General features: G+C 59.7%; 15 protein-coding genes. 13 read left to right on the top strand and 2 right to left on the bottom strand.

Going from position 1 to position 13,972, the window contains the following annotated elements:
* Positions 1-245 precede the first annotated feature (245 nt).
* The gene (locus tag AC0Z8Z_RS08725; protein WP_172610814.1) at positions 246-1,487 is read left to right on the top strand and encodes an OprD family porin; all 1,242 of its coding nucleotides are present in this window, start codon (positions 246-248) and stop codon (positions 1,485-1,487) included.
* 66 nt (positions 1,488-1,553) lie between these two features.
* Positions 1,554-3,152 carry an argininosuccinate lyase gene (locus AC0Z8Z_RS08720; RefSeq protein WP_485618824.1) on the top strand — a complete coding sequence of 533 codons (1,599 nt, stop codon included), beginning with the start codon at positions 1,554-1,556 and terminating at the stop codon, positions 3,150-3,152.
* Between the two features lie 77 nt (positions 3,153-3,229).
* Here AC0Z8Z_RS08720 and AC0Z8Z_RS08715 read toward each other — a convergent pair whose 3' ends face one another.
* Positions 3,230-4,474 carry a cation:dicarboxylate symporter family transporter gene (locus AC0Z8Z_RS08715; RefSeq protein WP_485618823.1) on the bottom strand — a complete coding sequence of 415 codons (1,245 nt, stop codon included), beginning with the start codon at positions 4,472-4,474 and terminating at the stop codon, positions 3,230-3,232.
* 129 nt (positions 4,475-4,603) lie between these two features.
* On the opposite strand from AC0Z8Z_RS08715, the gene AC0Z8Z_RS08710 reads away from it, so the two are divergent.
* Positions 4,604-5,533, top strand: a complete 930-nt coding sequence (locus AC0Z8Z_RS08710) for a LysR substrate-binding domain-containing protein (protein WP_485618822.1) — start codon at positions 4,604-4,606, stop codon at positions 5,531-5,533.
* Positions 5,534-5,575: 42 nt separating this feature from the next.
* On the opposite strand, the gene suhB is transcribed toward AC0Z8Z_RS08710, so the two are convergent.
* Positions 5,576-6,391: a type III secretion system regulator SuhB gene (suhB, locus tag AC0Z8Z_RS08705; protein ID WP_065990032.1), complete on the bottom strand. Its 816-nt coding sequence runs from the start codon at positions 6,389-6,391 to the stop codon at positions 5,576-5,578.
* Positions 6,392-6,626: 235 nt separating this feature from the next.
* On the opposite strand from suhB, the gene trmJ reads away from it, so the two are divergent.
* From trmJ to iscX, 10 genes are all read left to right on the top strand, one after another.
* Complete coding sequence (gene trmJ, locus AC0Z8Z_RS08700) at positions 6,627-7,400, top strand: tRNA (cytosine(32)/uridine(32)-2'-O)-methyltransferase TrmJ (RefSeq protein WP_122623401.1); 774 nt, start codon at positions 6,627-6,629, stop codon at positions 7,398-7,400.
* Entirely contained in the window at positions 7,400-8,182 is a 783-nt protein-coding gene (gene cysE / locus AC0Z8Z_RS08695; RefSeq protein WP_122535018.1) for a serine O-acetyltransferase, read from the top strand. Before trmJ ends, cysE begins: the two co-directional genes overlap by 1 nt.
* Positions 8,183-8,349: 167 nt before the next feature.
* The gene (gene iscR, locus AC0Z8Z_RS08690) at positions 8,350-8,841 is read left to right on the top strand and encodes a Fe-S cluster assembly transcriptional regulator IscR (protein WP_122535019.1); all 492 of its coding nucleotides are present in this window, start codon (positions 8,350-8,352) and stop codon (positions 8,839-8,841) included.
* A 44-nt stretch (positions 8,842-8,885) separates the two neighbouring features.
* Positions 8,886-10,100 carry an IscS subfamily cysteine desulfurase gene (locus AC0Z8Z_RS08685; RefSeq protein ID WP_122535020.1) on the top strand — a complete coding sequence of 405 codons (1,215 nt, stop codon included), beginning with the start codon at positions 8,886-8,888 and terminating at the stop codon, positions 10,098-10,100.
* Positions 10,101-10,189: 89 nt separating this feature from the next.
* Positions 10,190-10,576 (top strand): Fe-S cluster assembly scaffold IscU, encoded by a 387-nt coding sequence (gene iscU / locus AC0Z8Z_RS08680; protein ID WP_062383507.1) that lies wholly within the window; start codon positions 10,190-10,192, stop codon positions 10,574-10,576.
* 51 nt (positions 10,577-10,627) lie between these two features.
* The gene (gene iscA, locus AC0Z8Z_RS08675; RefSeq protein ID WP_065990022.1) at positions 10,628-10,951 is read left to right on the top strand and encodes an iron-sulfur cluster assembly protein IscA; all 324 of its coding nucleotides are present in this window, start codon (positions 10,628-10,630) and stop codon (positions 10,949-10,951) included.
* Positions 10,952-10,959: 8 nt separating this feature from the next.
* Positions 10,960-11,478 carry a co-chaperone HscB gene (gene hscB, locus AC0Z8Z_RS08670; protein WP_074886345.1) on the top strand — a complete coding sequence of 173 codons (519 nt, stop codon included), beginning with the start codon at positions 10,960-10,962 and terminating at the stop codon, positions 11,476-11,478.
* Positions 11,479-11,526: 48 nt separating this feature from the next.
* Positions 11,527-13,389, top strand: a complete 1,863-nt coding sequence (hscA, locus tag AC0Z8Z_RS08665) for a Fe-S protein assembly chaperone HscA (protein ID WP_485618821.1) — start codon at positions 11,527-11,529, stop codon at positions 13,387-13,389.
* A gap of 3 nt (positions 13,390-13,392) precedes the next feature.
* Complete coding sequence (fdx, locus tag AC0Z8Z_RS08660) at positions 13,393-13,734, top strand: ISC system 2Fe-2S type ferredoxin (protein WP_485618820.1); 342 nt, start codon at positions 13,393-13,395, stop codon at positions 13,732-13,734.
* Between the two features lie 13 nt (positions 13,735-13,747).
* Positions 13,748-13,948 carry a Fe-S cluster assembly protein IscX gene (gene iscX, locus AC0Z8Z_RS08655; RefSeq protein ID WP_485618819.1) on the top strand — a complete coding sequence of 67 codons (201 nt, stop codon included), beginning with the start codon at positions 13,748-13,750 and terminating at the stop codon, positions 13,946-13,948.
* The last annotated feature ends 24 nt before the right edge of the window (positions 13,949-13,972 follow it).

The following is a 13,972-nucleotide window of genomic DNA, read 5'->3' as shown; positions in this document are numbered from 1 at the left end:
TCAACGCTAAAAAAAACGCCCCTCATGCAGGGGTGTTTTTTTTTGCCTGGAATAAACGCAATGAAGGCGCCAAGTCTCCTGCGCATCCACCACCATACTTATTAAGTATCGTGTGGGTAGTAACTATATATTTTTAATCAAAATTCCCGGCCGGTAAGCTCGTTTCGGTGGTAGGGAACTCCTACAGTCGCCATTCCACCTGAATAACTCTAATAAAAACGAGCTGGACCCAACGGGATATAACAATGCACAAAAGCCCAATGTCTCTAGGGCTCACGTCTGCTGCCCTCGGACTGAGCCTTGCTTTACCCGGTTTCGCGGAAGCTGACTTTTTTGAAGACAGCAAAGCGGATCTGGAATTTCGAAACTTCTACTTCAACAGCGATTACCACCAGGACGGCGCGCCTCAGTCTAAGCGCGACGAGTGGGCGCAAGGTCTGATCCTCAACTATGAGTCGGGATTTACCGATGGCACGGTAGGGTTTGGCGTGGATGCCATTGGCCTCTTCGGTTTGAAACTGGACTCCGGACCTGACCGCCGCAACAGTGGACTCCTGCCGGTCGGTGACGACAAGGCACCCGACGATTACGGCCGATCAGGTGTGACCGCCAAAGCGCGGATGGCCAAGAGCGTGCTGCGCGTGGGCACCTTGTTGCCCAAGCTGCCGACCGTCCTGCCCAACGACGGACGCCTGCTGCCGCAGACCTTTCGTGGCGCCCAGTTGACCTCAAAAGACGTGTCCGACATGACGCTCAATGTGGGGCGGCTGACCAGCAATACCGAACGCAACGACAGTGGCCATGAAGACATCGAGGCCGAGGCCAAGGGTATCAAGGGCGGGCGCCCCAGCGACAAGTTCGACTTCGCCAGCGCGAGCTACAACTGGAGCAAAGGCCTCACCACGTCCTATAACTACGGCGGTCTGGAAAACAACTACAAGCAGCATATCGTGACGCTGCTGCACAGCGTCCCGCTCGGTGAGTCGCAGTCGCTCAAGAGTGATCTTCGATACGCCCGTTCGCTCAAGGACGGCAATACCAACATCGACAACACAGCCGTTGGCGCGAAGTTCACCTACAGCGTCGGTGGTCATGGCTTCGGCGTTGCGTACCAGCGCATGAACGGCGAGACCGGGTTTCCCCACCTGGCCGGAACCGACTCGTTTCTCGTCAACTACGTCATGATTTCCCCGGACTTTGCCAACCCCGAAGAGCGTTCCTGGCAGGCGCGATACGACTATGACTTTGCAGCGGTCGGACTGCCCGGTCTGAGCTTCATGAGTCGCTACCTCAAAGGCGACAACTTTGCCCGCGGCGCCAGAGAAGGCACCGAGTGGGAGCGCAACACCGACATCGCCTATGTATTCCAGAGCGGTGCGTTGAAGAACCTCGAACTGAAGTGGCGCAACGGCAGCTACCGCAGTAATGGCGGCAACGACATCGACCAGAACCGCGTCATCGTCAGCTACACGCTGCCGCTGCTATAGCCGCTGCGCATCCTCCGCACTCATCACGACAACGCACCCTCGGCAACTGCCGCACTGGAGCCTGAAATGCCCACAACAAAAACCCTTCTTCATCTGGCCGTCGCCTGCGTATTGAGCACCAGTTATGGCGCGTACGCAGCCAACACCGCCGAGGTGCCCTGCAAAACCACCGAGGAATGCGCCGCTCAAGCCGCGAAAATCGGGGCGACCGTTGAAAAAACGAAAGCCCGAGGCAGCAACACCGACAGCCAGTTTTCATGGCTGAACAGGATTAACAAGGCGTCGATCGTGATGCTCACTGAAGAAGGCATCGTCAAGCCCGAGATGGGTCAGAAGATCGCCACGGGTGTGCGCTTCGCCATCGATCAGGCGGACCAGCCCAATGGCAAGCGGCCCACCGATGTGTTGCAGCTTGAAGCAATCATGACCGACAAAATCGGGCCCGAGGCCTCGCTGATTCACTCCGGCCGCAGTCGCCAAGACATGCTGGCCACCTATCGTCTGGCGAAGTTGCGCACCGATGTGCTGGCGTACAGCGAAGCGCTGAACGCTACACGCAAGCGCTTGTTGGATCTCGCCGACAAGAACATCGACACGCTGATTCCCGCCTACACCAACGGCGTCCAGGCCATGCCGATCACCTACGCGCACTACCTGCTGGCGTACGAGGCAGCGTTTGATCGTGACGGACAGCGCATTCGCGAGTTGTACCAGCGCTTGAATCAAAGTCCGATGGGCACGGCAGTACTGGCGAACTCAGCGTACCCGCTCAACCGCGAGCGGCTCGCCGAACTATTGGGCTTCGACGGCGTGCGGGAGAACTCACTGGATTCGAGTCAGGTTTCGACGTACGACATCCCGATCGAGGCTGTGGGCATCGCGTCCTCGTCGGCCATCCGGGTAGGCGCACTGATTGGCGATATCCACACGCAGTACCACCAGATTCGTCCGTGGTTGCTACTGGATGAGGAAAAGACCTACACCAGCAGTGCGATGCCCCAGAAGCGTAATCCGGGGTTGCTCATGCGTGCCCGTGAATCGGCGTCGGACGTCGTGGGACTGGCGCAGACGGTCACGCTGCGGGCCCATAACGTCACTACCGGCATGACCGACTATAAATTCGCTTTCGATTCTCTCGGCGTGTTCGATTCGACTAAGGAGATGTTCGGGGCAATGGACGCAGTGATCGATGCGCTGCAGGTCAATCCCCAGCGAGCGCGGGAAGAGCTGGAGAATGAGTGGACGACCTCCATGGAACTGGCCGACACGCTGGAACGCACGCAGAAGGTTCCCTTTCGGATCGGCCATAGTTTCGCTTCGTTGATCGTCGAACAGGCCCGCAGTGAAGGGCTTACTCCGAAGACCTTCCCCTACGCCGATGCGCAGACGCTCTACACCCAGGCGGCGGACAAGTATCAGTGGAAGCAAAACACCTTGCCGCTGGATGAGGCGACGTTCCGCGCTTCACTCTCGCCGGAGAACATGGTGAAGACACGAAAGGGCACTGGCGGTCCGCAACCGGAGGAGGTTAAGCGCATGCTGGCTGAAGCGCACAAAACCCTCGATGGGGACCAGGCATGGTTGCGTGAGCGCCGCGAAAAGCTGACCCAGGCCGAAGGAAACCTGGATCGAGCGTTCGAGAAGTTGCTTTCCTCCAAGGGATGAATGGTGAAGGGGCGTAGCGAGGAATCGTTGCTGCGCCCCGGCTTGTAGCCGTTTATCTCAGTGCCTGGGCAAGCAGGTCAGTCCTGCGGTGCTTCGCCGTGAATCGCCGTAGGGGCTGAATCAACCCGCTTTGTGTTTTGCCACCGTGCGATGGCGAGGCAGGCCACGCAATTCCCCAGCACGTTGGTCAGCACGCGGCACTTCATCAGTCGTTCCACACCCAACAGCAAACCGACACTCTCCACGGGCACCATTTGGAACAGATTCAGGGTGGCAATCAACGTAAAAAATGCCGACCCCGCCATGCTGGTCGACCCCAGGGAGGTCACCATTGAAATCAGCAGCAAGGTCATCCAGTTCGCCGCCGTCAGGTCGATGCCCGACATCTGAGCCAGAAAAAGCACGGCTGTGATCAGGTAGATATTCGAACCGGCGAGGTTGAAGGTATAACCGGTGGTCAACACCAGGCGGCTCAACTGCCGCTCACACCCCAGGCCCTGCATCTTTTCGATCAGGCCGGGAAGCGCCGCTACCGAAGAACCCGTGAAAGTCACCAGCAGCAAGTCATCCTTCAGGTGCAGCACCAGTGACCACAGCGAAGTCCCCGAAGCCCGCGCTATCGGCGCGAGTACCAGTAGAACGAACGCGCCACAGGCCAGGTACATGACCGCGACAAACTTGAGCAGCGGCAACGCTGAACCGAGCCCGAACTTGCCGATGGTGAAAGCAATGGCGCCGAAAGCGGCGAGGGGCGCGAAGCGCAGTATCAGCCTCAGGCACCTGAAGAGCTGCTCGACGATTCGTTCCAGCAGGAGTCGCAGCGCGTCCGCCCTTCGATGGCCGCGGGCGTGCGCTATCCATGCTCCGGTCAGCAGGCCCGCGAGCATGATTTGCAAGACGGGATTGTGCATGAGTGCGTCGGCAAGGGTGGCGCCAATCCCTGTCCATGAGAGGGTTGTCGAAGAGAAGCGCAGGCTATCCAGACTGTTCGGCAGCCAGGAAGCCTCCGACGCCGCGTGGCTGCCGGGTTGCATCAAGCCGGCGATCACGCATGCCAGGGACAGCGACAACAGCGCCATGGCTTGAAAATAGACCAATAGCCTGGCTGCCAGCCCCCGTTGCCCGAGGCGCAAACCCGCGACGCCGGATGCGATCAGCAGAAACATCATAAATGGCATCAGCCAGCCAATAACGCGAATGAAGCCGTCGCTCAACGGTTTCATCTCTACCGCGAGCGGCGGATTAAGGGCGCCAAGCAGCGCGCCACTGAGGATGGCGACAAGAAGATGCAGAGTTGTGCTGCGCAGAAGCCTGAGAGGCATCGGGTTCCGGAGTGGGCATGTTTATTGTTATGAGCGCGCCTTGCCAGTGGTTTGGCGATTGGGCACGCTTGCTGGCCAACGTCGCGTAGATCGACGGCAATCATAAACCCCGTAGCGAGATAGACCATCATGGAGCTTCGTCATCTGCGCTATTTCGTCATGGTGGCTGAGGAACGACATTTCACCCGCGCCGCAGCACGCCTGAATATGCAGCAGCCGCCGCTGAGCCAGCAGATCCGGGCGCTGGAGGACGAGCTGGGTTTCGAGCTGTTCAAGCGCCATCCCAAAGGGGTGGATCTCACTGCGGGCGGGCAGGTTTTCCTGCAAGAGGCGCAGGACATTCTGGCGAGGGTCAAGGAAGGTTCGCTCAAGGCTTCGCGCGCCGCCCACGGCATCGAGGGGCAACTGACCATCGGTTTCACCAGCTCGGCCGCTGCCCATCCGCTGATTCCCCGGATCATTCGTGCTTACCGTGAGCGTTTCCCTGGAGTGGCGGTTTCGCTGAGGGAGGGCAGCGCGCAGCAGCTGACCGAGTCGGCCATTGATGGCAGCGTTGACGTCGGCATCTTGCGGGCGCCCGTCAGCCGACATCAGAGCATCGCTTTTTACCGGCTGCTGAACGAAGAGATGCTGCTGACGTTACCGGTAGGGCATCGCTTGTTGACCGGGCATCAGGCAGACCAGGGGCCGCCTGTTATTTCGCTCCTCGATCTGGCCGACGAGCAATTCATCCTGGTCCGTCGTCCGGGTGCCCCCGGGATGTACGCCAACCTGATCAAGGCCTGTTTGAACGCCGGTTTCAATCCGAAGGTCGCCTTTGAGGTTGAGCGTATGCTCACCAACGTCAGCCTTGTCGCCGCGGGCGCGGGCATCTCTATCGTGCCGGGGTCGATGCGCGATGTGCACAAGGAAAGCGTGGTGTATTGCCGGATCGCTGACGCAAAGCCTCGGTTGCACGCACCAATAACGCTGGTATGCCCAAGCTTTAATCCACAGCCGCCGCTGCGCAACTTCGTTGCCCTGTCGCAAGAGCTGAGCGGGCGGAGAATTACGCAATAAAAAAACCGGCACATGGCCGGTTTTTTGTACAGTCCGCTTGGCTTAACGCTTCAGCGACGTCGGCACAAACGGAGCGATCGAGGTCAGCACCGCTTTGAAGCATTTGGTGTTGCCCGCAACGATGTGGCCCTTTTCAAGGAAGTCGTGACCGCCGTTGAAGTCACTGACCAGACCGCCTGCTTCCTGAATCAGCAGGGCGCCTGCGGCCATGTCCCACTCCGACAGACCCGATTCCCAGAACGCATCGAAACGGCCCGCAGCCACGTAAGCCAAGTCCAAGCTCGCGGCGCCGGCGCGACGGATGCCAGCAGTCTGGCCCACCAGCGAACGGAACATGTTCATGTAGTTATCGAGGTTGTCGAGTTGGTTCTCGCGGAACGGGAAACCTGTGCCGAGCAGTGCGCCTTCAAGGCTCTTGCGCGGGCTGACGCGCAGACGACGGCCGTTCAGGGCAGCGCCGCGACCGCGGCTGGCGGTGAATTCTTCCTGACGGACCGGGTCCAGAACAACGGCGTGTTCCAGGCGGCCGCGGTATTTGCACGCGATGCTGACGGCGAAGTGAGGAACGCCACGCACGAAGTTGGTGGTGCCGTCGAGCGGATCGATGATCCAGAGGTAGTCGGTGCCTTCGCCGCTGCCTTCATGCAGGCCGCTTTCTTCGCCAAGGATGCCGTGGGTTGGATACGCCTTGCGCAGGGCAGTGATGATGCTCTGCTCGGCGGCGCGATCGATTTCGGTTACGTAATCTTTCGCGTCTTTTTCGTCGACCTTGATGGTATCCAGGCGCTCGATGGAGCGGAAAATCAATTCGCTGGCGCTGCGGGCGGCGCGCAGCGCGATATTCAGCATGGGCTGCATGGATGGATCACCTAGGTCGTTAAAGAGAGCCGGCCATTCTATTGGTTCTCTTGGATGATTTCCAGCGCGAGTGCAGACTTTGCCGCGCGTCCGGTCGGCTTGGCGTGAGCAACTCGGCGATGCTCTGTGCCGTTTTAGTGGCGCATCCCTTGCGTGAGGCGCAAGGTTCGTGGCGTTGAAGCAAGCGCTTCTGTAACATTCGTCCCCCTTTTCACCTGCTAGCGAGACTTCACCAGTGCTGCAAAATATTCGTGTCGTCCTGGTCGGTACCAGCCATCCCGGAAATATCGGTGGCGCCGCACGTGCCATGAAAAACATGGGCCTTTCGCGTCTGGTGCTGGTTGATCCCGCCATGTTTCCCCACCATGAAGCCGATGCGCGGGCATCTGGGGCGGGCGACATTCTGGAGGGCGCGCAGGTCGTGGCGACGCTGGAAGATGCGTTGGTGGGTTGCAACCTGGTATTGGGCACCAGCGCGCGGGATCGCCGCATTCCCTGGCCGCTGCTAGACCCTCGCGAGGCGGGCGTCAAGACCGTCGAGCATGCCGCGCTGGGCGAAGAGATCGCATTGGTGTTCGGTCGTGAGTACGCCGGCCTGACCAACGAAGAGCTGCAGCGCTGTCATTACCACGTGCACATCCCCTCGGACCCGGAATTCAGCTCGTTGAATCTCGCCGCCGCCGTGCAGGTGTTGAGTTACGAAACCCGTATGGCCTGGCTTGCCGCCGACGGACAGGCAAGCAAGGTGGAGAAGTTTGAGGTGAACTCGGTGCGCAGTACCGAACTGGCCACCATGGATGAGATGGAGAAATTCTATGAGCATCTTCAGTCCACGCTGGTCACCATCGGCTTCCTTGATCCCGAGAAGCCGCGTCACTTGATGGCCCGGCTGCGTCGTCTTTACGGCCGCTCTGCGGTGAATCGATCCGAGATGAGCATCTTGCGCGGCATCCTCACCGAAACCCAGAAAGCGGCGAACGGCGAACCCTACAAGCGGAAGGATCAGTGATGTTCGAGCGTTTGCGGGAAGACATTCAAAGCGTGTTTCATCGTGACCCGGCGGCTCGAAACGCCTTTGAAGTGCTCACCTGCTATCCCGGCATGCACGCCATCTGGCTGCATCGGTTGTCCGGGTGGCTGTGGCGCAACGAGCTGAAATGGCCAGCACGCATGGTCTCCAACTTCGGCCGCTGGCTGACGGGGATCGAGATCCATCCGGGCGCGAAGGTCGGCCGGCGCTTTTTCATCGATCACGGGATGGGCATTGTCATCGGCGAAACCGCCGAGATCGGCGATGACGTGACCCTCTACCAGGGTGTGACCCTGGGCGGTACCAGTTGGAACAAAGGCAAGCGCCATCCGACCCTGGAGTCTGGCGTGGTGGTCGGTGCGGGCGCCAAGGTGCTCGGCCCGTTCACGGTAGGCGCGGGCGCAAAGGTCGGTTCTAACGCAGTCGTGACCAAGCCTGTGCCGGCGGGTGCAACGGTGGTGGGTATTCCGGGACGGATTATCGTCAAGTCTGACGACGAGGCGCAAGCAAAGCGCAAGGCCATCGCCGAAAAGCTCGGCTTCGATGCTTATGGCGTCAGCGAGGACATGCCGGATCCAGTGGCGCGCGCGATCGGCCAATTGCTCGATCACCTGCAAGCGATGGACGTGCGCGTGGAAGACATGGGCAAGGCATTGAAGAGCCTGGGCGGTGAATACCGCGAGAAGGAGTTGCCGGAGCTGCGTCAGGAAGTCTTCGAATGCATGAAAGAGCGTTCCGAAACTGATGCTCCCACCAAATAAGGCAGCGCGCGCCTGCAGGCGGCACATGTGCCAATCCCTGGCGCGTTTTGCTATGATGCGGCCGCGCTTTTGCGGGTAATCCCGACTATCCCGCTAGGTCTTATAGTTGACTTAAATACTCGGGAATAGCATACTCGCCCCCATTCCGAACCTCCGCGGTACACGTCATGCGACTGACTACAAAAGGCCGATACGCTGTCACTGCCATGCTCGACCTTGCATTGCATGCGCAGCATGGGCCAGTGTCTCTGGCCGATATCTCCGAGCGGCAAGGGATTTCCCTTTCCTACCTCGAGCAACTGTTCGCCAAGCTGCGCCGCGGCAGCCTTGTGTCCAGCGTGCGTGGTCCCGGCGGCGGTTATCAGCTGTCCCGCGACATGCAGGGTATTCAAGTGGCGCAGGTGATCGACGCCGTCAACGAGTCGGTTGACGCGACGCGCTGCCAGGGGCTCGGTGACTGCCATGCTGGCGATACCTGTCTGACCCACCATTTGTGGTGCGACCTCAGTCAGCAGATTCACGAATTTCTAAGCGGTATCAGCCTGGCCGACCTCGTCACTCGCCGTGAAGTGCAAGAAGTCGCCCAACGTCAGGATCTGCGCCGTTGCGGTAGCAAGACGCAGCCACTGGACAAGATTGAAACATCCGCCGTTGAGTGAACGCAGATGAACGCGCGGCGCGCCTGCCTGATAGGAGATATTCAATGAGATTGCCGATTTACCTCGATTATTCCGCGACCACCCCGGTCGACCCGCGTGTTGCGCAGAAAATGAGCGACTGCTTGCTGATGGATGGCAACTTCGGTAACCCGGCGTCGCGCTCCCACGTCTTTGGCTGGAAAGCTGAGGAAGCGGTTGAGAACGCTCGCCGTCAGGTGGCCGATCTTGTCAACGCCGACCCTCGCGAAATCGTCTGGACCTCCGGTGCTACCGAATCCGACAACCTCGCGATCAAGGGCGCTGCGCATTTTTATGCCTCCAAAGGCAAGCACCTGATCACCAGCAAGATCGAACATAAAGCCGTGCTCGACACCATGCGTCAGCTTGAGCGTGAAGGCTTTGAAATCACCTACCTCGAACCGACCGAAGATGGCCTGATCACTCCGGCCATGATTGAGGCGGTGATGCGCGACGACACCATTCTGGTCTCGATCATGCACGTCAATAACGAGATCGGTACGGTCAACGACATCGCGGCGATTGGCGAGATGACCCGTTCCCGCGGTGTTCTCTTCCACGTCGATGCGGCGCAGTCCACCGGCAAGGTTGAAATCGACCTGGCCAACCTCAAAGTTGATCTGATGTCGTTCTCGGCCCACAAGACCTACGGTCCGAAAGGTATTGGCGCATTGTGGGTCAGCCGCAAGCCACGGGTTCGCATCGAAGCGGCCATGCACGGTGGTGGTCACGAGCGTGGCATGCGTTCCGGCACGCTGGCGACGCACCAGATCGTCGGCATGGGCGAAGCGTTCCGTGTTGCCAAAGAAGACATGGCTGCCGAGAACGTTCGTGTCAAAGCCTTGAGCGATCGCTTCTATCAACAGGTCGCGCATCTGGAAGAGCTGTACGTCAACGGCAGCATGACTGCCCGTGTGCCGCACAACCTCAACCTGAGCTTCAATTATGTAGAAGGCGAGTCGCTGATCATGGCGCTCAAGGATCTGGCGGTTTCGTCAGGCTCCGCGTGCACCTCGGCTTCGCTGGAACCTTCCTACGTGCTGCGTGCCCTGGGTCGCAACGATGAGCTGGCACACAGCTCGATCCGTTTCACCTTCGGTCGCTTTACCACTGAAGAAGAGATCGACTACGCCGCGCAGAAAGTCTGCGAGGCCGTCACCAAGCTGCGCGCCTTGTCGCCGCTGTGGGACATGTTCAAAGATGGCGTCGACATCTCCAAGATCGAGTGGGCGGCGCACTAATTCAAAGTCGCCATTTCATGCGGCACTTTGAAAACCGGGTTTTCCAAGTGTCGTGAGAGCGACGTGTTGTATCTGATGAGGATTGCACCATGGCTTACAGCGAAAAGGTCATTGACCACTACGAAAATCCGCGCAACGTCGGCAAGATGAACGCGGAAGACCCTGATGTCGGCACCGGCATGGTCGGCGCGCCGGCGTGCGGCGACGTCATGCGTCTGCAGATCAAAGTCAACGAGCAGGGCATCATCGAAGACGCCAAGTTCAAGACCTACGGCTGCGGCTCTGCCATCGCGTCGAGCTCCCTGGCCACCGAGTGGATGAAAGGCAAGACTCTGGATGAAGCAGAGACCATCAAGAACACTCAGCTGGCCGAAGAACTGGCCCTGCCGCCGGTGAAAATCCACTGCTCCGTACTCGCTGAAGACGCCATCAAGGCGGCCGTTCGCGACTACAAGCAGAAGAAAGGCCTGCTCTAAACAGAGCATGTTCCGCTGCGTTAAGTAACTTGCGTGAGGTAAGGAGTTCCGATGGCTATCAGCATGACCGAAGCAGCCGCCAACCATGTGCGTCGCTCCCTCGATGGGCGTGGCAAGGGTGACGGCATTCGTCTGGGCGTTCGCACGACCGGTTGTTCAGGCCTTGCGTACGTGCTCGAGTTCGTCGATGAGCCTGAAAGCGAAGACACGGTGTTCGAGTACCACGGCGTCAAGGTGATCATCGATCCCAAAAGCCTGGTCTATCTCGACGGCACCGAGCTCGATTTCGTCAAGGAAGGGTTGAACGAAGGCTTCAAGTTCAACAATCCCAACTCGCGCGGTGAATGTGGCTGCGGCGAAAGCTTCAACGTCTGAGGCTTATCGTGGGTACTCCTTGTCACTTTGCTTTGTTCGACCTGCAGCCGGGCTTCAATCTGGATCTCGATCTGCTGGCGACGCGTTACCGTGAGCTCGCCCGGAGCGTGCACCCCGACCGTTTTGCCGACGCCCCCGAGGCTGAGCAACGGGTTGCGCTGGAGCGCTCCGCCAGTCTGAACGACGCCTACCAAACCCTGAAGAATGCGCCTAAAAGGGCGCGTTACCTGTTGGCGCTGAAGGGTGAAGTTCCGCTGGAAGTCACCGTGCAGGATCCCGAGTTTCTGATGCAGCAGATGCAATGGCGCGAAGAGCTCGAAGACCTGCAGGACGAAGCGGATCTGGCAGGTGTCGCGGTATTCAAGCGCCGGCTGAAGGTTGCCCAGGAAGAACTGAACGAAAGCTTCGCGGCCTGTTGGGACGATGCTGCACAGCGTGATCAGGCTGAAAGGCTGATGCGTCGCATGCAGTTCCTCGACAAGCTCTCCTACGAAGTGCGCCAGCTCGAAGAGCGCCTCGACGATTAACCCCGCGCCGTCCTTCTGGGGCGGCTCGCCAGTGATATCAGAAAAGCAATGGCTCTACTGCAGATCGCCGAACCCGGCCAAGCTCCAAAACCTCATCAGCGTCGTCTGGCTGTCGGGATTGATCTCGGCACGACCAATTCCTTGGTGGCTGCCCTGCGCAGCGGCATCAGTGAGCCGCTTCCCGACCAAAACGGTCAGGTCATCCTGCCGTCTGCCGTTCGCTATCACGCCGAGCGGGTCGAAGTCGGCCAGTCGGCCAAGGACGCTGCAGCGACCGATCCGCTGAACACCATCATTTCCGTCAAGCGCCTCATGGGTCGCGGGATTTCCGATGTGAAGCATTTGGGTGGGCAGTTGCCTTACCGCTTCACCGGCGGCGAGTCCCACATGCCGTTCATTGAAACCGTGCAGGGCCCGAAGAGCCCGGTTGAAGTGTCGGCGGACATCCTCAAGGTGCTGCGTCAGCGTGCTGAGGAAACCCTGGGTGGCGAGCTGGTCGGCGCGGTCATCACCGTTCCCGCTTATTTCGATGACGCCCAGCGTCAGGCCACCAAAGACGCCGCAAAGCTGGCGGGCCTTACCGTTCTTCGCCTGCTTAACGAGCCCACGGCGGCTGCCGTGGCGTACGGGCTGGATCAAAACGCCGAAGGTGTGGTTGCTATTTACGATCTGGGTGGCGGCACCTTCGATATCTCGATTCTGCGCCTGACCGGCGGCGTGTTTGAAGTCATGGCGACCGGTGGCGACAGCGCGCTGGGCGGTGATGATTTCGACCACGCCATCGCGACCTGGATCATTGCTGAAGCCGGTCTGTCCGACGATCTCGACCCGGCTGCCCAGCGCCGTCTGATGCAGACGGCATGCGCGGCGAAGGAATCCCTGACTGACGCCGATTCGGTCGATGTCGTCCATGGCGACTGGCAGGGTGTACTGACCCGCGCCGCATTCGATGCCCTCATTGAGCCAATGATCGCCCGCAGCCTCAAAGCCTGCCGTCGCGCCGTTCGTGATTGCGGCATTGAGCTGGATGAAGTCGAAGCCGTGGTCATGGTGGGCGGCTCCACCCGTGTGCCGCGAGTTCGCGAAGCGGTGGCCGAACTGTTTGGCCGTCAACCGTTGACCGAGATCGACCCGGATCAGGTAGTCGCCATCGGCGCTGCGATCCAGGCCGATACGCTGGCAGGCAACAAGCGCGATGGCGGTGAGCTGCTGCTGCTCGACGTGATCCCGTTGTCCCTGGGGCTGGAGACCATGGGCGGGCTGATGGAGAAGGTCATTCCGCGCAACACCACGATCCCGGTGGCCCGCGCCCAGGAATTCACCACTTACAAAGACGGCCAGTCGGCCATGATGATTCACGTGCTGCAAGGCGAGCGTGAATTGATCAGCGACTGCCGTTCACTGGCGCGTTTTGACCTGCGTGGCATTCCCGCGATGGTCGCCGGCGCCGCGAAAATCCGCGTGACCTTCCAGGTCGACGCCGATGGCCTGCTCAGCGTGTCCGCCCGCGAGCTGGCATCCGGCGTTGAGTCGAGCATTCAGGTCAAGCCTTCGTATGGGCTGACTGACGGTGAAATCACCCGCATGCTCAAGGACTCCTTCCAGTACGCCAGTGACGACATGGTGGCTCGCGCGTTGCGTGAACAGCAGGTCGACGCCCAGCGTTTGCTCGAAGCCGTTGAAGGCGCGTTGCAGGCCGATGGCGATCGCTTGCTCGATGCCGAAGAGCGCATGGTCATCGACCTGCAGATGGAAGAGCTTCGTGAATTGATGAAGGGCGATGACGGCCCGGCCATCGAGCTGCAGACCAAGCGTCTGTCGCAGGTGACTGATGCGTTCGCCGCCCGCCGCCTGGACTCGACGGTGAAAGCCGCGCTGTCAGGGCGAAACCTGAATGAGATTGAGGAATAACTGATGCCGCAGGTTACATTTCTGCCACACGCCGAGCATTGCCCGGGCGGAATGGTTGTCGAGGCTGAAGTCGGCAAGTCGATTCTGGAGCTCGCCCACGATCACCACATCGAGATCGAAAGCGCGTGCGGCGGCGTCTGCGCCTGCACCACCTGCCACTGCATCATTCGTGCGGGGTTCAACTCCCTCGAAGAAGCGGATGAGCTGGAAGAGGACTATCTTGATCGTGCGTGGGGTCTGGAAGCTCAGTCCCGTCTGGCCTGCCAGGCCAAGGTCGGCACCGAAGACCTGACCGTCGAAATCCCGAAATATTCGCTTAACCACGCTGCCGAAGCGCCGCACTGATCGAGAAGCTGTCATGAGTTACGGTTGGAATGAGGTACAACGCATTGCTGAAGAACTCGCCGAGACCCACCCCGGCGTCGACCCTTATTCGGTTGGGTTTACCAAGCTGCAATTGATGATCCAGCAACTGCCTGATTTCGACGACACTTCTGGCCGCGTCGGCGAGAAAGTGCTCGAGGCGGTGCAGACGCTCTGGGCCGACGAAATCGACTGATCAGATTTGCACGTTAGGCAATAA

The organism is Pseudomonas sp. 1L-C-7-B-C1, assembly GCF_057291635.1.
This window is presented reverse-complemented; position numbering and strand designations above follow the sequence as displayed.

What these genes read in the sequence shown, in the direction of transcription:
- iscR (WP_122535019.1), top strand. Translation starts at nt 8,350, where the DNA reads ATGCGACTGACTACAAAAGGCCGATACGCTGTCACTGCCATGCTCGAC.
- AC0Z8Z_RS08715 (WP_485618823.1), bottom strand. Translation starts at nt 4,474, where the DNA reads ATGCCTCTCAGGCTTCTGCGCAGCACAACTCTGCATCTTCTTGTCGCC.
- AC0Z8Z_RS08710 (WP_485618822.1), top strand. Translation starts at nt 4,604, where the DNA reads ATGGAGCTTCGTCATCTGCGCTATTTCGTCATGGTGGCTGAGGAACGA.
- AC0Z8Z_RS08685 (WP_122535020.1), top strand. Translation starts at nt 8,886, where the DNA reads ATGAGATTGCCGATTTACCTCGATTATTCCGCGACCACCCCGGTCGAC.
- hscA (WP_485618821.1), top strand. Translation starts at nt 11,527, where the DNA reads ATGGCTCTACTGCAGATCGCCGAACCCGGCCAAGCTCCAAAACCTCAT.
- suhB (WP_065990032.1), bottom strand. Translation starts at nt 6,391, where the DNA reads ATGCAGCCCATGCTGAATATCGCGCTGCGCGCCGCCCGCAGCGCCAGC.
- iscU (WP_062383507.1), top strand. Translation starts at nt 10,190, where the DNA reads ATGGCTTACAGCGAAAAGGTCATTGACCACTACGAAAATCCGCGCAAC.
- fdx (WP_485618820.1), top strand. Translation starts at nt 13,393, where the DNA reads ATGCCGCAGGTTACATTTCTGCCACACGCCGAGCATTGCCCGGGCGGA.
- iscA (WP_065990022.1), top strand. Translation starts at nt 10,628, where the DNA reads ATGGCTATCAGCATGACCGAAGCAGCCGCCAACCATGTGCGTCGCTCC.
- cysE (WP_122535018.1), top strand. Translation starts at nt 7,400, where the DNA reads ATGTTCGAGCGTTTGCGGGAAGACATTCAAAGCGTGTTTCATCGTGAC.
- AC0Z8Z_RS08725 (WP_172610814.1), top strand. Translation starts at nt 246, where the DNA reads ATGCACAAAAGCCCAATGTCTCTAGGGCTCACGTCTGCTGCCCTCGGA.
- iscX (WP_485618819.1), top strand. Translation starts at nt 13,748, where the DNA reads ATGAGTTACGGTTGGAATGAGGTACAACGCATTGCTGAAGAACTCGCC.
- AC0Z8Z_RS08720 (WP_485618824.1), top strand. Translation starts at nt 1,554, where the DNA reads ATGCCCACAACAAAAACCCTTCTTCATCTGGCCGTCGCCTGCGTATTG.